A 14,264-nucleotide genomic window follows, 5' to 3' on the forward strand; every position below is an offset into this window, starting at 1 on the left:
CAGCCCGCCTACCTATGTTTCAAAACCGCCTTGCGAAACGCATACCCGGAACTTTCCGCCCGCCACGCAAGGCCTGAGTCCGTTCCACAAAACATCTATGACGCCGGCCCGCCGCCCGCGATGGCGCGCGCCGGCCCGTTCGCGGAATGCCCATGCCCGACCCGACCCCTGCCCCCGCCGCCCCCATCCCGGTCCATTACTTCGCTCCCGAACAGGCGAGGGAAGAAGCCTGGCTGCTGGAGAACCGCCTCAGCGCCACTCCGCCTGCACAAGCTGCGCCATCCCTGCCCGCCGGGGCGCAGGCCCAGCCCAGGAGCGCCGTACCGAGCGGGCACGTGGTATCCGGCAGCCCCGGGCTGGCGCTTTCCGGCGGCGGCATCCGCAGCGCCACCTTCAACCTCGGCCTGCTCCAGGCGCTGGCGGCCCAGGGGCTGCTGAAGCCATTCGGCTATCTCTCCACCGTGTCCGGCGGCGGCTATATCGGCAGCTTCCTCGGCCGGCTGTACCACCGCGCCAGCGAGGAGAACATCAAGGCTTCGCCGCTGGCAGTGGCGCAGGACGTGGAACGCAAGCTGGCCAGCGACGAGGCGCCCATCATCCGCTGGCTGCGCGACAACGGCCGCTACCTCGCCCCGCACGGCGGCAAGGACCGCCGCTTCGCCGCCGCGGTCTACCTGCGCAACCTGCTGTCGGTGCATGTGTTCCTCGCCGTCATCTTCTTCAGCGCCTTCATGCTGCTCGCCTGGCTGCGCAGCGCCTTCACCGCCACCGCTGCGCCGGAGTTGGTCCAGGCCGCCGAGCCGCACTACGAGGCCGGGCCGCTGTGGAGCCTGGCGGTGCTGGCGCTGATGCTGTTCATTTCCTCCGCCTGGAGCTACTGGATGGTACGGCGCGACAAGGGCTGCGCCTGGTTCCAGGTGTTCGTCGCCCTGGCCCTGGCGGCAGGCCCGCTCGCCCTCCTGTGGTTCACCGATGCGGGCTGCCCGGCCTTGGGCAGCCCGCCGACGGTCTTCTGGCACGAGTGCCAGCCACGCGGCCGCGGCCTGCTGATGCTGGCGGGCACCGCGCTGGCGACGCTGCCCATCCTGCTCCTCACCCGGCTGGGGTCCGACTCCCTCGCCCACGCCCGCAACCGGCTCTCCAAGCTCTCCTCGCGCCTGCTGCTCTATCTGTTCGCCAGCTCCGGCCTCGCCCTGCTGGACGACCTGGCGCTGCTCACGCTGCGCGTGGTGGAGAACAAGACGGACCTGCCGCTGCTGGGTGCCGGCCTCACCGGCGCTTTGTTGACGGCCTTGCGCGCCCTCGCGACCCATCTGTCCTCCGGCGTGAACAAGCTGGGCAACAGCACCGCCGGGCGTAGTCTCAAAGGCGTCATCGGCGTGGTCGGCGTGGCCTTGATGACGCTAGTCGCCTTCGGCTGGGCCGTGGCCGCCTATGGCGTGGCCGGCAGCAAGCTGTCGCAGCAGATCCCGCTCGGCTGGCTGGCGCTGGCGGCGGCGTTCATCCTGCTGCTGATGTTCGCGATCTACCGCGGCAACCTGGACTTCCTCAACCTCTCGTCGCTGCACCAGTTCTACGCCGCCCGCCTCACCCGCGCCTACCTGGGCGCCGGCAACCGCAGGCGCGACATCGCCTGGTCGGAGACGCCGGTGCGCGGCAGCGGCCAGAAGCCGGTCTCCGACGTGGTTGAAGGAGACGACATGCCGATGGGGTCCGGCGGCAGCAAGGGCGAGCCCGCTTACGCCCCTCACCGCCACGGCGGCCCGCTGCATCTCATCAATGTGAACGTGAACCAGACGCGCTACTCCGCCACCGGCAATTTCCAGCCCGACCGCAAGGGCTGGAACATGGCGGTGGGACCGGCCGGCTTCAACCTCGGCCGCACCTTCTGGCGCGCCGCCGGATGGCGGGAGGCCGAGGCCCTGTCGCTGGGCTGCTGGGTATCCATCTCCGGCGCCGCCTTCTCCACCGGCGCCGGCCCGCGCACCGGCCTGGGCTTCTCGGCGCTGCTCGGTCTGCTGGGGGTGAGGCTGGGCTACTGGTGGCGCTCCGGCAGCGGCGAGAAGACCAGCACGCCGACCACCGCCGGCGCGCTGATGGACGAATTCACCGCTAACTTCAACCCGGACAAATACCGCTACTGGTATCTCTCCGACGGCGGCCACTTCGAGAACACCGCCGCCTATGAGCTGATACGGCGCAAGCTGAAGCAGATCGTGGTGGCCGACTGCGGCGCCGACCCGGACTACAGCTTCGACGACCTCACCAACCTGGTGCTGAAGGCGCGCATCGACTTCGATGCCGAGATCGAATTCTTCGGCGATGCCGACCTCGATACCTTGTGGAGCAACACCCCCTGGCGCACCGCCTTCTTCGCTCCGGCGCTCGGCCTTCCCCGCAGCGGCGCCGCGCTGGCCCTGGCGCGGGTGGGCTACCGCGACGATCCCGAACCCGGCTGGCTGCTGCTGGTGAAGCCGCGCCTGCTGCCCGACCTGCCGGCCGACCTCGCCCACTACGCCGACAGCGCCCCGTCCTTCCCGCAGCAGAGCACCGCCGACCAGTTCTATGACGAAGCCCAGTGGGAAAGCACCCGCAAGCTCGGCCGGCTGATCGGCGGCCAGCTCGCCGGCCCGCTGGCCGCCCTGCCGCAGGCCTGGCAGGACTACCTCGCCGCCCATCCCGGCTTCACCGGCACCGACTGGAGCCGCCCGCCGCCGCCCAAGCCGGCCGAAGACAGCCCCAAGCCGGTCGGCACCGCCAAGCTGGTCGCGCTCTACACCCCCATCGTGATCGCGCTGTGGACCGGCTTCGAGTTCTATTCCAACTACCAGAAGTCGCAAGCCACCGCCGCCGAGGAACGGGTGAAGTTTGTGCTCTCCCGTATCGACGTGCTGGAAAAGAAGGCCGACGAGAAACCCCTGTGCGGCACCCGCACCAGCGACTGCCCCACCGCCGCCGGCCAACTGGAAATGCTGCGCCGGGAACTCGCCGACCTCGCCCTCATCAAGCCAGAGAAGGCAAAATCCCTGCTGGAGATCACCGACAAGCTGGCCTCCGCGCTGGGCCTGGACAGACCGCTGGCCGGCGCGGCCACAGGCGGCGCCAGCGCCCGCGGCGAGTTGAGCACCGCCGGCGCTGCCGCGGGCAGCCCCACTTCCGCCCCCCATTCCGGCAGCGACCAGCCGGCGGCGGCAGGCCAAACACACGCTCCCACGCCGCCGGCCCCCACTCCCGCTGCTCCCGATGCGCCCGTGGCCACGCCACCCCCCACTTCCCCGCCGCCACCCGCGCAGCAGCCCGACATCGCCCGCGCCCTGGTCTACCTGCAGATCTACACCGAAGATGCCCGCCCGCGCGCCGACTCCGTGGTCGCCACGCTGCAGGCCGCCGGCCTGCTGGGCACCCAGCTGCCCGGCATAGAGAACGTCACCCGCAGCGCCCAGGCCCGCGGGCGCAAACCGCCGGTGCGCTTCGAGCGTCCCACCGTCATCTACTACCACACCGAGGATCGGGAGCTGGCGGAGTGGATCGTGCGCAAAGGCCTGACTGGCCAGGTGGCCCTGCGCGACCTGTCCCAGTCCTACCGCAACATCCGCCCTGGCATGATCGAAATCTGGCTGCCCTGAGCCCGTCCGCCGTCCCCCGCCTTGCGGCACGCCCCGCGGCCAGCAGATCGCGGGGCGGAGGCGGCAACATGCCAGCCCGAACACGCCGTCCGGCTCTCTCCTGCATTCCCTGCCCTTGCCCGGCGGATATCGCCGCCGCATAATCCGCCCCCTTTTCCCGCCCGCGCCGACGCCGGCCGGGCTTCCTTACTCATCGGGCATGGGCATGAAGCGTTCGCAGCGGGTTCGTCTGGTCATCCTCGGCACCCTGGGTGCCACCGCAGTGGCGGGCTGCAGCCCGGAATACCCGCTGCAACAGGCGCGCTACGCCAGCCTGGAAGACTGCCGCCGCGACTGGGGGTACGACTATCGCAACTGCCAGAGCGGCGATGGCAGCGCCGGCAGCGGCGGCCGCTATGTCTACTACGGCCCGCGCTACTACTGGGACCGCGACCGCGGCTACCCCATCGCGGTGGATGCCGATGGCAGCCGGCGCGCGGTGCCCTATGCCAACGTGGCCAACGGCGCGCCCCGCAACGCCGTCGGCATGAAGTCCGCCGGCATCGTGCGCGGTGGCTTCGGCGGCAGCGCCCACGCCTCGTCCGGGGGCTGACATGCGCCGCCTCGACATCGCCCCCCGCAAGGACTACCGCCAGCGGCTGGAGCAAATCGGCTTCTCCTTCCACAGCTGGGACGACTACTGGCACGAGAACGCCTGCTACGCCTTCAGCGCCGCCCAGATCGACGAGTTGGAAGCCGCCACCGAGGAACTGCACGCCCTGTGCGTGGACGCGGCGCGCTTCGTCATCGAGCGCGACCGCTTCGACCAGCTCGGCATCCCCGCCGCCTTCCACCAGCCCATCGCCGACGCCTTCGCCCGCGGCGAGCCCTCGCTCTACGGCCGCTTCGACCTCGCCTACGACGGCCACCACCCGCCCAAGCTGCTGGAGTACAACGCCGACACACCCACCTCCCTGCTCGAAACCGCGGTGGCGCAGTGGTACTGGCTGGAGGAATACCGCGCCGCCAGCGGCCGCGAGCTGGACCAGTTCAACTCGGTACACGAGAAACTGGTGGCGCGCTGGCGGGCGATCGCCGGCGCAGGCCTCGCCCAGGTGGATTTCGCCTCGGTGGCGGACAACGAGGAAGACTGGGTCTGCACCCACTACCTGATGGACACCGCCGCCCAGGCCGGGCTGGGCACCAGCCACATCTACATGGAAGACATCGGCTGGGATCCGCTGCTGCGCGCCTTCGTGGACCTCGCCGGCCGGCCGCTGCAGACGCTGTTCAAGCTCTACCCCTGGGAATGGCTGATGCGCGAGCCCTTCAGCGAGCACATTCCCGGCTGCAGCACCCGCTTCGTCGAGCCGATGTGGAAGGCGCTGCTCTCCTGCAAGGGCCTGCTGCCCATCCTGTGGGAACGCAACCCCGGCCACCCCAATCTGCTGGAAGCCCACTTCACCCCCGGCCGCCTCGCCTCCTACGCGCGCAAGCCGCTGTTCTCCCGCGAGGGCGCCAACATCGAGCTGTACGAGAATGGCGAACTGCACCACAGCGATGGCGGCCCCTACGGCGCCGAGGGCCACATTTACCAGGCGCTGCACCCCCTCGCCCGCTTCGGCCCCGGCTACCCGGTGATCGGCGCCTGGGTGGTGGGCGACGAGGCCGCCGGCATGTGCATACGCGAAGACGATACGCCCATCACCACCAACCTCGCCCGCTTCGTTCCCCACTATTTCGACTGAGAACGCCATGGACGCCCTCCTCGCCTTCCTGAGCTACTTCGGCACCGCCGCCGCCCTGCTCGCCGCCTTCACCGCCGTCTACACCCGGGTGACGCCCTACAACGAATTCGCCCTGATCCGCGAGAACAACACCGCCGCCGCCATCACCCTCACCGGCGCCCTGCTCGGCTTCACCTTCCCGCTGATGGCGGCGATCTACTTCACCCACGACCTGCTGGAGATGGTGAAGTGGGCCGTCATCACCGGCGTGGTGCAGTTGCTGGTGTTCGGCCTGCTGCGCCGCTTCGCCGAGCGCATCGAGCAACGCTGCAACGCCTCCGCCATCCTGATGGCGGGCGTGGCGGTCGCGATCGGCCTCCTCAACGGCATCTGCATCAGCGAATAAAGCGCCGCCGCAAAGGTGCCAGCGGCATGCGCCACCGGCCGCAATGCCCGGTGGCCGGGCAAGGCGTGCGATCTGCCTCATGGCGAGCGCTGGCGCAGATGACGCCACGCCGATTCAGGCGCACCATAGTGGTCATACGGTTCGGTTATTACGAAAGGGAAACCGTATCTTCCCCTGCACGACGGCGGCGCCATGCCCAACATACAAGACGCAGCAGTAATCCTGGCCCACACGCTGGAACAGACCGTGGATGCGGTGGCGATGTTGGGAGCGGACCGCAAGGTACTGCTCTTCAACGCCGCCGCGGAGCGCCTCTGGGGCCTGGAGCGCGCCGAAGTCATAGGCCACAGCCTGGATGTGCTGCTCGCTCAGGGCCTCGTCACCCCCAGCTGCGAAGCAGTGGAAACGGCGGCGGCAGAAAGCCTGGACGCATTGGTCGGCAAGCCGCTGGAGGTGCCGATACACCGGCCGGACGGCAACACCGCCTGGGGCGCGATGTCCATCTCCCGGGTGGAACTGCCCGAACGCACCCTCTATACCGCTTTCGTCAAAGACATCACCGAGCAGCGCCGCCTCAACGAAACCCTGCGCCTGCTCTCCCTCGGCCTCAATGAGACCGACAGCGCGGTCGTCATCACCGACGCGGACCACCGCATCGTCCATGTGAACAGCGGCTTCACCCGCATGTTCGGCTGGCAGCCGCAGGAAGTCATCGGCCGCCAGCCACGCGATCTGCTGTTTTCCTCGGCCCACTGCCCGCGCACCCACTTCGGCGACGTCCACGCCCAGCTCGCCACCGGCCGCAGCTACCGCTCCGACGAGCTGGTGTGCGACAGCCAGGAGCGCCCGCTGTGGTGCTCCGTGGTGCTCAACCCCATCGTCGATGCCGGCGGCCGGCTCAGCAACACCGTCGGCATCTACACCGACATCACCCACACCAAGATGCACGAGGTGCTCCAGCACAAGGTACTGGCGGCCCTGGTGCAGGAAGAGCCGCTGCCGGAGGTGATGACGCTGATCTGCCGCGAGGTGGAGCGCATCGCACCGGAAGTGGTGGCCACCATCTTGCAAGTGGATAACGAGGGCAAGCTGCGCCCACTGGCCGCACCGCGCATGCCCGAGTCTTACTCGCGCGCGCTGGATGGCGTGGAGATCGGCCCCAGCGTCGGCTCCTGCGGCACGGCTGCCTTCCGCGGCGAGCCGGTGCTGGCGGACATTGCCACCGACCCGCTGTGGGCGCCTTACAAGCACCTGGCACTGCCGCTGGGCCTGGTGAGCTGCTGGTCCAGCCCGATCAAGCGCAGCGACGGCCGGGTGGTGGGCACCTTCGCCTTCTACTATCACGACCGGCGCGGGCCCACGCCGCTGCACAAACGGCTGGTGGAGGTAAGCGTGCATCTGTGCGCCATCGCGCTGGAGCGCGAAGAGGCCCGCGCCCGCATCCGCCAGCTCGCCTTCTACGACGGCCTCACCGGGCTGCCCAACCGCAGCCTGCTGCAAGTTCAGGCCGAGCAGGCCATCACCCGCGCCAACCGCGAGCAGGAAAGCCTGGCGGTGCTGTTCATCGACCTCGACCGCTTCAAGCAGGTGAACGACTCCCTGGGCCACCCCGCCGGCGACGACCTGCTGCGCACCGTCACCGCCCGCCTGCGCGCCACCGTACGCGATTCGGACATCGTTGGCCGGCTGTCCGGCGACGAGTTCGTCGTCGTCCTCACCCAGTGCGACGCCAGCCGCGCCACCGACATCACCGAGCAGCTGCAACGGGCCATCGCCGCCCCCTGCCACCTCGGCGACATCGCCCTCACGCCCTCGGCCAGCATAGGCATCAGCCTCTTCCCGCAGAACGGGCGCGACATGGACACCCTGCTGCACCGCGCCGACATGGCCATGTACCAGGCCAAGACCAGCGGCCGCGGTCGCTTCAGCTTCTTCAGCAACGAGATGAACCTGCTGGCGCAGGAGCGCCTGGCGCTGGAAGCCGCGCTGCGGGAGGCCCTGCGCAAGGAGCAGCTGCACCTGCACTACCAGCCGCAGATCGACCTCAAGGATGGCCATCTGTACGGCGTCGAGGCGCTGGCGCGGTGGACGCATCCGGAGATCGGCAACATCCCGCCCATACGCTTCATCCCGCTGGCCGAAGAGTGCGGCCTGATCGGCGAACTGAGCGACTGGGCGCTGCGCGAGGCCTGCCGCCAGCTGGCCGACTGGCGCAAGCGCGGGCTGGCGGTGCCGGCGGTGTCGGTCAACCTCTCTGCCACCAACTTCCACAACCTGGAACTGCCGCAGCTCATCGCCGACACCCTGAGCACCCACGCACTCGCGGCCTCGGACCTCACGGTGGAGATCACCGAGAGCCTGCTGATGGACACCAACCCCAGCACCATGAAAACCCTGGGCGACATCCATGCCCAGGGCGTGCGGCTGGCGATGGACGACTTCGGCACCGGCTACTCCAGCCTGGGCTACCTGCGCCGCCTGCCGGTCAGCGAACTCAAGCTGGACAAGAGCTTCGTGCGCGATCTGGCGCGGGATGAAGCCACCCGCGCGCTGACCAACGCGGTGATCCGCATCGGCGACAGCCTGCGCCTCACCGTGGTCGCCGAGGGCGTGGAGGACAGCACCCAGCAGGAACTGCTGAAGGCACAGGGCTACCACGTCGCCCAAGGCTATCTGTTCTCGCCGCCGCTGCCGGCCGCCGAACTGGAACGCTGGCTGCGGGAGCACGCCCTGTAGGCGGCGGGCAGGGCGCTTAGATGCGCAGGGCGCGGCACCTGGCACCCGCCGGCCGGGCGCTTTCTGCCGACCGCAAGGCGCCACGCATAGGCCAATTGCAAGCGCCATCCCCAGCCGGCCGCAGTAAAGCTATGCTGTCGGCCCCCGACGCCACCGGAACATTCCGCCCGACGCCATGACTGCACGCCCCACCCTGCGCCAACGCAAGACCTTCGCCCTCATCCGCATCGTCGCCGGCCTGGTCGCCGCCTTCTATCTCGGCTACGTGGTCGTCGCCAACCTGCTGGCCGGCGTGCCCTTCGACAACACCCTGCGCTTCAGCGCCCTGGTCGCCCTCGCCGGCCTGGGCTATGCCGGCTGGTATTTGCGGGACTTGTCCGCGGTAGCCAGGGAGGAGCGGGGCGATGTTTAGGGCCAGGCGCTTGACCGGGCCGGCCGGGTTCGGGCCAGCCGCCCAGGCCAGGATGCGCCAGCCAGGGGGCGATGATCAGGCTCCGGTGCAACGACCCAAGCTCCGATAGCTGAGCCCGAACGTGGATGGCAGTCGCCCCGCGGGCTCACGCCCTCCTCCCCCGCTGCCGCTAAGCCACACCTTCCCGCCGCAAAACCTCCCTGAACGCCGCGACTGCCGCCTGCCCACCCGCCCGCGCCGCCGCCGTCAGCGCCAGTCCCACCGCTGCCAGCCAGGCCAGCACCCGGCGCCTGGCCGGCTGCAACAGCACGCAGCGCGCCGCGCCCTCGGTGGCAACGATCTCCACCCAGCCGGCCCAGGGCATCGCATGCGCTTCGCCGTCCGCCAGCCGCAGGCTGCGCCGGGGCGGCGCCTCGCCCAGCCAGGCCGGGTCGAAGGCCAGGTAGTCCAGCCGCAAGCTGCCTTCGGCGGCCACCACCAGGCAGCCTTCCGGCAGCGAGAGCTGGGTCAGGCCGCCGGCCGGCAGTTCCACCGCCGAGTTCGCAGCGGCCTTGGGCACGGCTTGCGTCACGGCCAGCCGCAGCGGGGCGAACAGGGGGATGAAGGGGCTGAAGGGCGATGGGCTGGAGAGGAACTGGCGGCGCATGATGAACTCCGGCGGGCTGGGCCCGGCTGTTTCGGACGGCACCAGATTAGGCGCCGGCCGCCAGCCGCAACAGACACAGGGAACTAGAATGTGAACCGCAACAGATGGCCTTTTCGCCAGTCTGTTATGGTCCGCTTCGGCCCGTTCTGTATCTGTCGCCGCCCACAGTCGCCCGCCATCATTCCTGACCATGGATACCACCGCGACCGCCGCGCCCCCCGCCTCTGCGCAGCCCCTCTACCGCCAGCTCGCCGCCGCCTACCGCGACGCGATCGAGGACGGCACGCTGCGCCCGGGCGACCGCATGCCTTCGGTGCGCATGTTGATGCAGCGCCACACGGTGAGCCTGTCCACCGCGCTGCAGCTGTGCCGCCACCTGGAGGACGAGGGCTGGCTGGAGGCGCGACCGCGCTCCGGCTACTTCGTGCGCCGGCGGCTGCGTGCCCGCCTGCCTGGCGTGGTGGAGCCGGCGCAGGACCAGGCGCCAGACCCGGCGGCCTTCGTCGGCATCCACGCCACCGTGTCCGCCGTCATCGCCCAGGGCCAGCGCTATCCGGCGGCGCTCAATCTCGGCGGCGCCACCGCGGCGCCGGAGCACTACCCCACCGAGGCGCTGAAGAACGCGGTGCTGCGCTGCCTGCGGCAGTCGCCCACGCTGCTGACCACGCCCGGCTCGCCCAACGGCAACCCGGAATTCCGCAAGGTGATCGCCCGCCGGGCGCTGGATGCCGGCATCCGCATGACGGCGGAGGAGGTCATCGTCACCCATGGCGGCATCGAGGCGGTGAACCTCGCCTTGCGCGCGGTCGCCAATCCGGGCGACACGGTGGCGGTGGAATCGCCCACTTTTTTCGGCCTGCTGCAGGTGCTGGAGAGCTTGGGCATGCGCGCGCTGGAGATTCCCACCAGCCCGAGCAGCGGCATCTCACTGGAGGCGCTGGAGCTGGCCATCGCCACCTACGGCAACATCAAGGCGGTGGTGGTGGTGCCCAACCTGCAGAACCCGCTGGGCGCCATCATGCCGGACGGCCGCAAGGCGGCGCTGGCGGCGCTGTGCGAGCGCAACGGCATCGCGGTGATCGAGGACGACCCCTACCGCGACATGCACTGCCGCACCACCCCGCCGAAGGCGCTGAAGGCCTGGGACCGCAGCGGCAACATCATCTATTGCGCCTCGCTGAACAAGACGCTGGCACCAGGCATGCGCCTGGGCTGGATGGCCGCCGGGCGCTGGCAGGCGCGGGTGGCGATGCTGAAGTTCGCCCAGAGCCGGCACAACGAGGAATGGTCGCAGATCGCTGCCGCCGGCTTCATGGCCACCAGCGCCTACGACCGCCACCTGCAGCGCCTGCGGGAGCATCTGCGCGAACAGCGCGAACGCATCGCGGACACGGTGGCCGCCAGCTTTCCGCCCGGCACCCGGCTCAGCCTGCCGGACGGCGGCGCCATGCTGTGGGTGGAGCTGCCCGGTGGCCTGCCCTCACGCTTGCTGTTCGAGCATGCGCTGCAGGCCGGCATCCGCATCGCGCCGGGGTCCATGTTCTCCAACTCCCAGCGCTTCGATCACTTCATCCGCATCGGCTGCGGCCATCCCTACAGCCCGGAGTTGGATGCCGCGCTGCGCCGGCTGGGGGCGCTCACCGCGCAGTTGCTGGACGGCGCCGGGCGCTGATCCCGCCACCGCAGGCTGCGGGAATCCCGCTCAGCCCGCTCGCGCCACATGGCGCGCTATGCAGCGCGCCAGGCCGCTGCGGGCGGTCTGCTGGATGCGCATCAGCAGCTCATGTTCCACCCGCGCCAGGCGGTAACGCTGGCGCAGTTCTTCTGCAATGCGCAGAAAGAGGTAGGCGGTGGCCTCGGCATCCGCCAGCGCGCGGTGGTAACGGCCGGTGGCCGGCAGGCCCAGGGTGCGCACCAGCGTGCCCAGCTTGTGGTTGGGCGCATCCGGGAACAGCCGCCGCGCCAGCATCAGCGAGCAGACGAAATCGCCCGCCCGGCTGCGGCCCAGCGCCGACAGTTCGGCGTCCCAGAACTTACGGTCGAAAGCTGCGTTGTGTGCGACCAATGGCAGGTTTCCGACAAAATCCGCCGCCTCCGCCATCACCCGCTCCACCCGCGGCGCCGCCCTCACCATGGCGTTGCTGATGCCGGTAAGGGCCTGGATCTGCGGCGGAATCCACGCATCGGCGTTCATCAGGCTCTGGTAACGATCCACCACCGCGCCGTCGCGCACCAGCACCACCGCGATCTCGGTAGGGCGCGCGCCCTGCTCCGGCGTCATGCCGGTTGTTTCAAAGTCGACAACTGCGTAGCTGCTCAAGGCGGTTCCAGGAAAGCAGACCGCGCCGACGGCGGCGCACGAGCCCGGCCAACGCGGTAAAAAAGGAGGAAGGCGCGAACGATACCCGCTACTGCGGCGCACTTGAAGCGGATTCCGCCGGCTCTCGCGCAGACAGGCACGCATAGTGCTTTATGCCGTACGAGGGAGGCGGAAAGCTCCGCCTCCGTATGGTCAGTGGCGCCGCCATGCGCCCGCCTGCCGCTTTCATCCATAGAACCGAGAAGGAACATCCCATGGCACGTATCGGCCTTTTCTTCGGCACCAACACCGGCAACACCCGCAAGATCGCCAAGCAGATCAAGAAGCGCTTCGACGACGACACGATGGCCGATCCGCTCAACGTGAACCGCGTCACGCCGGAAGACTTCGCCGCCTACGACTTCCTCATCCTCGGCACGCCGACGCTGGGCGAAGGCCAGCTGCCCGGCCTCTCCTCCGAAGCCGAAGCCGAGAGCTGGGAAGAATTCCTGCCCAAGCTGGAAGACATCAGCTTCGACGGCAAGACCATCGCCCTCTACGGCCTGGGCGACCAGGTGGGCTACAGCAACGAGTTCGTCGATGCGCTGAGCTTCCTCTACGACTTCTTCAGCGATCGCGGTGCCAAGATCGTTGGCTCCTGGCCCACCGACGGCTACGACTTCACCACCTCCCAGGCAGTGGGCGAGGACGGCAAGTTCGTCGGCCTGGCGCTGGACCTGGACAACCAGTCCGACCTCACGGAAGAGCGCCTCAGCACCTGGCTGAAGCAGATCGCGCCCGACTTCCAGCTGCCGCTCTGAGCGCAGCCCCGCGTCCCGGCGGTGGGGAGGCGTGGTAGCTGCAACCCTCCGCCGGCTGGCACGGCCTGCTTCGCCCTCCTCCTCCGAGGCAGGCCAGCCGCCTGATCGCCCCGTTCGCCCCCCTCCTGGCGAACGGGGCGCATCTTTTTCCATGCCTCCCGGCTGCGGATCTCCGCGCCGGGCGCTTGAAGCCGGCCCCTGTGGTCCCGCTTCCTCCTCGAGCACGCCCCTGCTGAACCCGGCGCGACTCCTCCGCGGCGCTCTTCGCCGGCCTGCGGAACCTGGCCGGCGGATATAACTAAAGCGTAATAAAGCAGGGCTACCCTTGGCGGGCGCCAACTCCCCGTGCCTTCAGGACAAGCATGCTCGCCGCCCCCGTCCGTGCCACCACCGCTCCCCTCGGCAGCCGTCCCTGCGCCGGCGACCTCTGCCTGGCGATAGCCAGCGTTTCGCCTGAGTGCGACAACGAAACGGTGCTGAAGCTGTTCACCGCCCACAAGGAGCTGGTGAGCCTGCCGGTGGTGGAGGATGGCCGCCCCTTCGGCCTCATCAACCGCCACATCTTCCTGTCGCAGATCGTGCGGCCCTTCCACCGCGAGCTGTACGACAGGAAGAGCTGCATCGCCTTCATGGACAAGAGCCCGCTGATTGTGGACGCCGCCACCGGCATAGACGAGATGGCCGACCTGGCGGTGGCCTATGGCGAGAAGGCGCTGGCCGACGGCTTCATCATCACCGCCGGCGGCCGCTACCTCGGCATCGGCCTCGGCATAGACCTGATGCGGGCGGTGTCCGAGATGCATGCGCTGCAGCACCGCCAGATCGTGCAGAGCATCGAATACGCCAGCGTGATCCAGAGCGCCATGCTCACCCCTTCGCGCCAGGCGATGACGGCGGCGCTGGCCGACAGCTGCCTCGCCTGGGAGCCGCGCGACCACGTCGGCGGCGACTGTTACTACTTCATGCGCCACGACCGCGGCTGGCTGGCGGTGATCGCCGACTGCACCGGCCACGGCGTGCCCGGCGCCTTCATGACGCTGATCTTCTCCTCCGCGCTCGACCGCGCGCTGGCGCTGCACGGCCCGATGCATCCGGACCGCCTGCTAGGCGAGATCAACATCCGCATCAAGGATGCGCTCGGCCAGGTCGAAGGCCGCGCCGACGGCACGCCCGCCTCCAACGACGGCTGCGACGCGCTCATCGTGTGCCTGGACAGCGCCGAAAGCGTGATGCGCTGGAGCAGCGCCCGCCTGTCCGCCTACCTGCTGCCCGCCAACGGCGGCGAGCCGGTCGAACTGGCCGGCAACCGCATGGGCGTGGGCTACATCGAAACACCCCACGGCTACGCCTGGCCCAGCCAGCAACGCGCGGTGATGCCCGGCGACCTGCTGTTCGCCGCCACCGACGGCCTCACCGACCAGGTCGGCGGCGAGCGCCGCATCATGTACGGCAAGCGCCGCCTGCTCGCCCTGCTCGACCGCTGCCGCGAACTGCCGATGCCGGAACTCGCCCGCACCCTGCAGCAGGAGCACCGCGACTATCAGGGCAGCCAGATCCGCCGCGACGATCTCACCTTCTGGGGCTGGCGCGCCTGAGCGCCCGGTTTCCCCAT

The 14,264-nt window shown here is 69.4% G+C and carries 11 protein-coding genes; 9 read left to right on the forward strand and 2 right to left on the reverse strand.

Annotated elements, in window-relative coordinates:
- Positions 1–152 precede the first annotated feature (152 nt).
- The 6 genes from C7389_RS17095 to C7389_RS17120 all read left to right on the forward strand — a co-directional run bounded on the left by C7389_RS17095 (position 153) and on the right by C7389_RS17120 (position 8,886).
- The gene (locus C7389_RS17095) at positions 153–3,626 is read left to right on the forward strand and encodes a patatin-like phospholipase domain-containing protein (protein ID WP_133593708.1); all 3,474 of its coding nucleotides are present in this window, start codon (positions 153–155) and stop codon (positions 3,624–3,626) included.
- A 205-nt stretch (positions 3,627–3,831) separates the two neighbouring features.
- Positions 3,832–4,218, forward strand: coding sequence for a DUF1190 domain-containing protein (locus C7389_RS17100; protein WP_133593710.1), 387 nt, complete (start codon positions 3,832–3,834; stop codon positions 4,216–4,218).
- 1 nt (position 4,219) lies between these two features.
- Complete coding sequence (locus tag C7389_RS17105; RefSeq protein ID WP_133593712.1) at positions 4,220–5,353, forward strand: glutathionylspermidine synthase family protein; 1,134 nt, start codon at positions 4,220–4,222, stop codon at positions 5,351–5,353.
- A gap of 7 nt (positions 5,354–5,360) precedes the next feature.
- Positions 5,361–5,738 carry a DUF350 domain-containing protein gene (locus C7389_RS17110; protein WP_133593714.1) on the forward strand — a complete coding sequence of 126 codons (378 nt, stop codon included), beginning with the start codon at positions 5,361–5,363 and terminating at the stop codon, positions 5,736–5,738.
- A 192-nt stretch (positions 5,739–5,930) separates the two neighbouring features.
- Entirely contained in the window at positions 5,931–8,474 is a 2,544-nt protein-coding gene (locus tag C7389_RS17115) for an EAL domain-containing protein (protein WP_133593716.1), read from the forward strand.
- Positions 8,475–8,649: 175 nt separating this feature from the next.
- Complete coding sequence (locus C7389_RS17120; protein WP_133593718.1) at positions 8,650–8,886, forward strand: hypothetical protein; 237 nt, start codon at positions 8,650–8,652, stop codon at positions 8,884–8,886.
- A 169-nt stretch (positions 8,887–9,055) separates the two neighbouring features.
- Here the strand turns inward: C7389_RS17120 and C7389_RS17125 are convergent, their stop codons facing one another.
- The gene (locus C7389_RS17125) at positions 9,056–9,532 is read right to left on the reverse strand and encodes a hypothetical protein (protein WP_133593720.1); all 477 of its coding nucleotides are present in this window, start codon (positions 9,530–9,532) and stop codon (positions 9,056–9,058) included.
- Positions 9,533–9,722: 190 nt separating this feature from the next.
- Between C7389_RS17125 and C7389_RS17130 the strand changes: the two genes are divergently transcribed.
- Positions 9,723–11,204: an aminotransferase-like domain-containing protein gene (locus C7389_RS17130; protein WP_133593722.1), complete on the forward strand. Its 1,482-nt coding sequence runs from the start codon at positions 9,723–9,725 to the stop codon at positions 11,202–11,204.
- A 30-nt stretch (positions 11,205–11,234) separates the two neighbouring features.
- Here the strand turns inward: C7389_RS17130 and C7389_RS17135 are convergent, their stop codons facing one another.
- On the reverse strand, positions 11,235–11,852 hold the full coding sequence (locus tag C7389_RS17135; RefSeq protein ID WP_133593724.1) for a 3'-5' exonuclease: 618 nt from the start codon (positions 11,850–11,852) through the stop codon (positions 11,235–11,237).
- A gap of 254 nt (positions 11,853–12,106) precedes the next feature.
- Here C7389_RS17135 and C7389_RS17140 point away from each other — a divergent pair, with 254 nt between their 5' ends.
- Entirely contained in the window at positions 12,107–12,652 is a 546-nt protein-coding gene (locus C7389_RS17140; RefSeq protein ID WP_133593726.1) for a flavodoxin, read from the forward strand.
- Between the two features lie 362 nt (positions 12,653–13,014).
- Positions 13,015–14,247, forward strand: coding sequence for a SpoIIE family protein phosphatase (locus C7389_RS17145; protein ID WP_133593727.1), 1,233 nt, complete (start codon positions 13,015–13,017; stop codon positions 14,245–14,247).
- Positions 14,248–14,264: the final 17 nt, after the last annotated feature.

This window comes from Azoarcus indigens, assembly GCF_004361735.1.
Classification (GTDB): Bacteria; Pseudomonadota; Gammaproteobacteria; order Burkholderiales; family Rhodocyclaceae; genus Azoarcus; species Azoarcus indigens.

What these genes read in the sequence shown, in the direction of transcription:
- C7389_RS17145 (WP_133593727.1), top strand. Translation starts at nt 13,015, where the DNA reads ATGCTCGCCGCCCCCGTCCGTGCCACCACCGCTCCCCTCGGCAGCCGT.
- C7389_RS17130 (WP_133593722.1), top strand. Translation starts at nt 9,723, where the DNA reads ATGGATACCACCGCGACCGCCGCGCCCCCCGCCTCTGCGCAGCCCCTC.
- C7389_RS17110 (WP_133593714.1), top strand. Translation starts at nt 5,361, where the DNA reads ATGGACGCCCTCCTCGCCTTCCTGAGCTACTTCGGCACCGCCGCCGCC.
- C7389_RS17120 (WP_133593718.1), top strand. Translation starts at nt 8,650, where the DNA reads ATGACTGCACGCCCCACCCTGCGCCAACGCAAGACCTTCGCCCTCATC.
- C7389_RS17115 (WP_133593716.1), top strand. Translation starts at nt 5,931, where the DNA reads ATGCCCAACATACAAGACGCAGCAGTAATCCTGGCCCACACGCTGGAA.
- C7389_RS17140 (WP_133593726.1), top strand. Translation starts at nt 12,107, where the DNA reads ATGGCACGTATCGGCCTTTTCTTCGGCACCAACACCGGCAACACCCGC.
- C7389_RS17100 (WP_133593710.1), top strand. Translation starts at nt 3,832, where the DNA reads ATGAAGCGTTCGCAGCGGGTTCGTCTGGTCATCCTCGGCACCCTGGGT.
- C7389_RS17105 (WP_133593712.1), top strand. Translation starts at nt 4,220, where the DNA reads ATGCGCCGCCTCGACATCGCCCCCCGCAAGGACTACCGCCAGCGGCTG.
- C7389_RS17125 (WP_133593720.1), bottom strand. Translation starts at nt 9,532, where the DNA reads ATGCGCCGCCAGTTCCTCTCCAGCCCATCGCCCTTCAGCCCCTTCATC.
- C7389_RS17095 (WP_133593708.1), top strand. Translation starts at nt 153, where the DNA reads ATGCCCGACCCGACCCCTGCCCCCGCCGCCCCCATCCCGGTCCATTAC.